The sequence below is a fragment of the Paracoccus fontiphilus genome, from assembly GCF_017356265.1.
Classification (GTDB): Bacteria; Pseudomonadota; Alphaproteobacteria; order Rhodobacterales; family Rhodobacteraceae; genus Paracoccus; species Paracoccus fontiphilus.
On record NZ_JAFNAW010000047.1, the window covers coordinates 23168 to 29167 of the forward strand.

A 6000-nucleotide genomic window follows, 5' to 3' on the forward strand; every position below is an offset into this window, starting at 1 on the left:
AACTCGGAGATAAGTTTTTCCTTGCATCTTTTATTTCAAGGTTGAAGGTATACCGATAAGGCTTCCGGCACAGGAACGCGGATGTTGCAGCGCACCAAGTCATCTCCTCTTGCCCAGCAGGTCTACGACCGGCTGATCGGGGACATCGCCGCGCGCCGCCGCCAGCCCGGCGACCGGCTGGTCGAGGCGGTGATCGCCCGCGACACCGACGTCTCGCGGACGCCGGTGCGCGAGGCCTTGGGACGACTGGAAAACGACGGCCTGATCGAAAGCACCCGGCCCTCGGGCTACATCGTCGTGGCTCCCTCGCTGGAGGATGTGCGCGAGATCTTCGAAATCCGCCGCGCGCTGGAGCCGGTGGCCTTTGCCGGTGTCGTGGCCAATGCCGAAGCGGCCGACGATGACGAGTTCCGCCGCCTGTTCGATGCCGTGCAGGCGGCGCAGTCGCGCAGCGAATCGGCGGCGGCGAATGTCGCGTTCCGGTCGTTCTGGGTGTCGCGCATCCGGAACGGCCGCTTGCGGGAAACGCTGCTGCGCTATCACCTGCAGGTGCAACTTGTCCGCGCGGCGACCCTTCATTCCGCCGAAGGCCGCGCCGCCGCGCGGGCCGGAACGGTCAGGCTGGCCGATGCCTATCTGTCCCGCGACACCGAGGCCGCAAGGCTTGCCATGGCCGCGTTCGTGGACGCCGCGCTGGTCTTCTTCGAACGGGCCGACACCGACCGTTTCCCGCATCTCGACCCGTAGGGGTCGCGCCACCCCGGCGCGAGGACCGCGAAAGACGGCCCGCGCCTCAAACAGCCAACAGAGAGGACGACATGACCAAGATTTCCCTGCTGAAAGGCGCCGCCGTGGCCGCCATCCTGTCCCTGTCCGCCATGTCGGCGCAGGCGCAGGAGGTGATCCGCGCCGTTACCTTCACCCCGGCGCAGAACGCCTTTTCGCGCAGCTTCCAGAACTTCGTCGATCTGGTGAACGAACGCGGCGGCGATACCGTGCAGATCCGGATCATCGGCGGACCGGAAACCATCCCCAACGAACGACTGGGAGAAGCGCAGAAGAACGGCATCGCCGACCTGTTCCTGATCCCCGCCGGCATCTATCTCAACCTCGTCCCCGAGGGAGAGGCGCTTGCCGGTTCGAACCGCGACCCCATGTCGGTGCGCGCCGACGGCGGGATCGACCTGCTGAACAAGGCCTATCACGCCAAGGGCAACGCCCATATCCTGGCGCATGTGGACGGCGGCTCGAACTTCCACCTGTGGACCACGGAAAAGCCTGCCGTGGGCGAAGACGGGCAGCTTGACCTGTCGGGCATCCGGCTGCGGTCCTCGCCCCTGTACCGCGCGTTCCTGGAAAGGCTGGGCGCGACCATCGTGGTGCAAAGCGCGCCCGAGGTCTATACCTCGCTGGAACGCGGCGTCGTGGACGGCACCGGCTATCCCGTCACGGGGATGCGCGACTTCGGCTGGAACAAGTTCCTGAAATACAAGATCGACCCCGGCTTCTTCCAGACCGACGTGCTGATCACCATGAACCTCGACGCCTGGGAGGGGCTTTCGCCCGAGGCCAGGGAGATCGTCCAGCAGGCCGCCATCGACCACGAGAAGGCCTCCTACGACGCCAATGTCGCCCTTGTGAAAAGCGAAACCGCAGCCTTCGCCGCCGAGGGCATCGAGACGATCGAGCTGACCGGCGAACAGCAGAAGATGTTTCTCGAAACCGCCTACGACATCGCATGGGAGCGTCTGAAGGAACGCGACCCGACCATGCATGACGAGCTGAAGGCGATCTTCTTCCGGAACCTCTGATCCCCGCGCGGGCGGTTTGCGCCGCCCGCCGCACCGGACATCCCGTGCAGCCTGCCGTCATCCGGCGGGCGGACCCCGCTTATCTGAAAAGGACAGCGCCATGGCTGCTGCGCTTCGCACGCTTGATGCGATATCAACCCTGTTGTTCTACCTGGCCTGCCTTCTGGTCGTCGCGATCGTCTGCATGGTCACCTATGACGTCTTTTCACGAAACCTGGGCCTGCCGACGGCGATCTGGGCGGTGAACGCGGTCGAATACGCGATGCTGCACATCACCTGCCTGTCCATCCCCTATCTGGTGCTGACCCGCGGCCATGTCTGCGTCGAGATCGTGCTGACCTATCTGCCCGGAGGCCTGCGCCGGACCTGGGAAACGGTGCTGCACGTCCTGGCCGCGGCGATCTGCGCATTTCTGTGCTTCGAAAGCGGCAAGATGTTCCTGCAGGTGCTGGCTGACGGCTCCTACGAGGTGCGCAGCTTCGATGCGCCGATGTGGACGCTGTACATCTCGATGCCGCTGGGCTTCGGCTTTGGGGCGCTGCAGTTCCTGGCCTTCCTGGCGCGCGGCGACAGCTTCTACGGCGCCGCCCCCGAAACCCATGCAGGCATGTAAGGAGCCACGCGGATGATGGACTGGACCCTTTCCGGCGCGATCCTGATCGGCGGGCTGATCGTCTCGATGGGCATCGGCCTGCCGGTGGCGCTCGGCTTTTTCCTGATCAACGTGATCGGCGTCTTTCTGTTCATGGGCGGCTATCGCGGCATCGACCAGATGATCGCCAACGCCACCGTGGCCGTTTCGACCTATTCGCTGGCGCCCGTGCCGCTGTTCCTGGTCATGGGATCGCTGTTCTTCCATTCCAGGCTGGCGCGGCGCGTGCTTGACGCCATCGACGTGATGATCGGCCGGCTGCCCGCGCGACTGTCCTTCCTGACCGTCACCTCGGGCACGGTCTTTGCCGCGCTGTCGGGATCGTCGCTGGCCAACACCGGCATGCTGGGGTCGCTGATGGTCCCCGAAATGGTCAAGCGCGGCTACAAGAAGCACATGGCGATGGGGCCGATCCTGGGATCAGGGGGCCTTGCCGTGATCATCCCGCCGTCCACGCTGGCCGTGCTGTTCGGCTCTCTGGCGCAGATCGACATCGGCGGGCTCTTGGTCGCGGGCCTTCTGCCGGGGCTGGTCCTAGCGGTGCTGTACTGCATCCTGATCTATGTCCAGGCCAAGTGGGACCCCGAGGCCGCGCCCTCCTATGACTACATCCCCTTGCCCATGGCCGAGCGGGTCAGCATCTTTTCGCGCGACATCCTGCCGATGGTAGTCATCGTCATGGCGGTCGTGGGATCAATCCTGACGGGCTTTGCCACGCCGACCGAAAGCGGCGCGCTTGGCATCGTCGCGGTGGCGGTTCTGGCGCTGTTCTTCCGGGCGCTGGACATGAAGGGGGTGGTCGCCGCCGTCACGGACGCCGCGCGCGTCACCGGCATGACCTTCCTGCTGATCACCGCGTCGTCCACCTTTGCGCAGCTTCTGGCCTTTTCGGGCGCGTCGTCGGGCATGGTCGGCTGGGCCACCTCGCTGGAGATGGGGCCGACGCAGATGCTGCTGATGATGGCGCTGATCCTGCTGGTCCTGGGCATGTTCATGGACCAGGTGTCGATGATGCTGATCACGCTGCCGATCTTCGTGCCCATCGCGGTCAACCTGCAATTCGACATGATCTGGTGGGGCCTGATCATGCTGCTGATGCTGGAGGTCAGCTTCACCACGCCGCCCTTCGGCCTGCTGCTGTTCGTGATGCACGGCGTCGCGCCCTCCGGCACCACGCTGCCCGAGGTCGCGCGCGCGGCGCTGCCTTACATCCTGTGCGTGTTCCTGCTGATCGCGCTGGTGATGCTGTTCCCGCCGCTTGCCACCTTCGTTCCATCCTTGATGTAGGGAGCCGCCATGACCTTCCGCGACAGACTGCATTACGACGCCGGGGCCGGCACCTACCACGACAGCAGCATGCGCTACATCTTCATCAAGCCCGAGGCCTTCATGGGCGTCGCGCTGGAGATGCCCGCCGATCAGCGTCCCGCCGTGTTCGAGGCGATGATCCGCACGGTGATCCGCAATGGCGGCAAGTCCGCGCAGGCCTACAAGGCCGCAGGCGCCGCCGATCCGGGGGCGCTGCTGGCCGTGATCCGCGAAACGGCGGGCCAGCTTGGCTGGGGCCGCTGGGAAAGCGACCTGGGACCGGACCGGCTGACGGTCACCGTCCACGGCTCTCCCTTTGCGGCGGGCTATGGGGCGTCGGACCTGCCGGTCTGCGCGCCCATCACCGGCATGCTGACCGCCGTGTCCGGCATGATCTTCGACGCGCCGACGGTGGTCCGGGAACGTGAATGCGCGGCCACCGGCGCCCCCGCCTGCGTGTTCGAGGCCTGCCCCGCATGAGCTTTGCGCAAGACCTTCTGGACCGCTTCGGCGTCGATATCGTCACCCCCGGCGCCGATGTTCCGGCGAAGTACCGCCGTGACTGGGCCGGGCTTGATCCGGTGCAACCGCTGGCCCTGGCACGCCCGCGCGACACCGCGCAGGTCGCGGCCGTCCTGGCCGCCTGCCACGCGGCAGGCGTGCCGGTGATCCCGCAGGGCGGGCTGACGGGGATTTCCGGTGGGGCACATCCGCTGGCGGACGGCATCGTCCTGTCGCTGGAACGGCTGGACCGGATCGAGGAGATCGACGAGGACGCGGGCACCCTGACCGCGGGCGCGGGCGTGATCCTCGAGGCGGCCCAAGCTGCGGCCCGGGAACGCGGGCTGATGCTGGGCATCGACATCGGCGCGCGGGGCTCGTGCCAGTTGGGCGGGGTGCTGGCGACCAATGCGGGGGGCAATACCGTGATCCGCCACGGCATGGCCCGCGACCACGTCCTGGGACTGGAGGTCGTGCTGGCGGACGGCACCGTGATCGACGGCATGAACAAGATGCTGAAGAACAACGCGGGGCTTGACCTGAAGCAGCTTTTCATCGGCTCGGAAGGGCTTCTGGGCATCATCACCCGCTGCGTGCTGCGCCTTCAGCCGCAACCCCCCGCCAAGGCCACCGCCTTCCTGGGCTGCGCCGACACCGCTGCCGTCATCGCCCTGCTGCGGGCCGCGCGTGGGTCGCTTGGGCCCATGCTGTCCAGCTTCGAGGTGATGTGGCCCAGCTTCTTCCACGTCATGTCGCGCGCCACCGGCCTCGGCTCGCCCTTGTCCGGCGAACACGGCGCCTATGTGATCCTTGAGGCGACGGGGTTCGACCCCGACGCCACCCGCACCGCCATGGAGGCGCTGCTGGAACGCGCCGTCGAGGACGGAACGGTCGCCGACGGCGTCCTGGCCCGTTCGGTCAAGGAGGAACGCGCGCTCTGGGCCGTGCGCGAAAGCCCGGCGGAATACGAAACCCACCTTGGTCCGGTGATCCCCTTCGACATCGGCATTCCCATCGCCCGCATGGGCGAGGCCGTCGAACGGATCGAGGCCGCCATCACCGCGAGGTCCCCACCGCGCGGGCGCTGTCCTATGGCCATATCGGGGATTCAAACCTCCATGTCGTGGTCAACATCCCCGAGGCCGGGCGCGACCAGCCGCACAAGGCGGTCAAGGCGCTGGTTTATGCGCTGACCCGCGACATGGGCGGCACCGTCTCGGCCGAACACGGCATCGGCGCCATCAAGCGCGATTACCTGGGCTATTCGCGGACGCCGCAGGAAATCGCCCTGATGCGGCGGATCAAGGCCGCGCTGGACCCCAAGGGTATCCTCAATCCGCTGAAATCCTTCGACGGGGGCACGCCCGCATGACCGGCCTTCGCCAGCGCATCGCCGCGCGCCAGCCCCTGCGGGGTCCGTTCATCGCCATCCCGTCGCCCATGTCGGTGGAAATCGTGGCCGGCGCGCGACCCGATTTCATCTGCATCGACACCGAGCACAGCCCGATCGGCGACGCGCTGCTGGCCGACATGATCCGCGCGGCGGACGTGGCGGGGGTGCCCGCCCTGGTCCGCGTGCGCGGCAAGGGTGCCGAACACATCGCCGCCGCGCTGGATGCGGGGGCGGCCGGGGTGGTCGTGCCCCATGTCTCGACCGAGGCCGAGGCCCGCGCCGCCGTTCATGCCGCGCGCTTCGCGCCCGAGGGCGGACGCGGGGCAGGGCCGGGA

Annotated in this window: 8 protein-coding genes; all 8 read left to right on the forward strand. The window is 67.1% G+C overall.

Going from position 1 to position 6000, the window contains the following annotated elements; genetic code table 11:
- The first annotated feature begins 81 nt into the window (after positions 1-81).
- A complete protein-coding gene (locus J0F76_RS14795) occupies positions 82-747 on the forward strand; it encodes a GntR family transcriptional regulator (protein WP_207470627.1) in 666 nt (221 codons plus the stop codon).
- Positions 748-818: 71 nt separating this feature from the next.
- Positions 819-1811 carry a TRAP transporter substrate-binding protein DctP gene (gene dctP / locus J0F76_RS14800; RefSeq protein ID WP_207470629.1) on the forward strand — a complete coding sequence of 331 codons (993 nt, stop codon included), beginning with the start codon at positions 819-821 and terminating at the stop codon, positions 1809-1811.
- Positions 1812-1911: 100 nt separating this feature from the next.
- Positions 1912-2424 carry a TRAP transporter small permease gene (locus J0F76_RS14805; protein WP_207470631.1) on the forward strand — a complete coding sequence of 171 codons (513 nt, stop codon included), beginning with the start codon at positions 1912-1914 and terminating at the stop codon, positions 2422-2424.
- 12 nt (positions 2425-2436) lie between these two features.
- The gene (locus tag J0F76_RS14810; RefSeq protein WP_341351603.1) at positions 2437-3750 is read left to right on the forward strand and encodes a TRAP transporter large permease; all 1314 of its coding nucleotides are present in this window, start codon (positions 2437-2439) and stop codon (positions 3748-3750) included.
- A gap of 9 nt (positions 3751-3759) precedes the next feature.
- Complete coding sequence (locus tag J0F76_RS14815) at positions 3760-4251, forward strand: V4R domain-containing protein (protein WP_207470633.1); 492 nt, start codon at positions 3760-3762, stop codon at positions 4249-4251.
- On the forward strand, positions 4248-5465 hold the full coding sequence (locus J0F76_RS14820) for an FAD-binding oxidoreductase (protein ID WP_207470635.1): 1218 nt from the start codon (positions 4248-4250) through the stop codon (positions 5463-5465). Before J0F76_RS14815 ends, J0F76_RS14820 begins: the two co-directional genes overlap by 4 nt.
- Positions 5396-5644 (forward strand): FAD-linked oxidase C-terminal domain-containing protein, encoded by a 249-nt coding sequence (locus tag J0F76_RS21190; protein WP_207470637.1) that lies wholly within the window; start codon positions 5396-5398, stop codon positions 5642-5644. The genes J0F76_RS14820 and J0F76_RS21190 overlap by 70 nt, the downstream gene beginning before the upstream one ends.
- Positions 5641-6000: aldolase/citrate lyase family protein (locus J0F76_RS14830; RefSeq protein ID WP_242690228.1), on the forward strand; the 360-nt coding region annotated here is incomplete at its 3' end. The genes J0F76_RS21190 and J0F76_RS14830, both read left to right, overlap by 4 nt.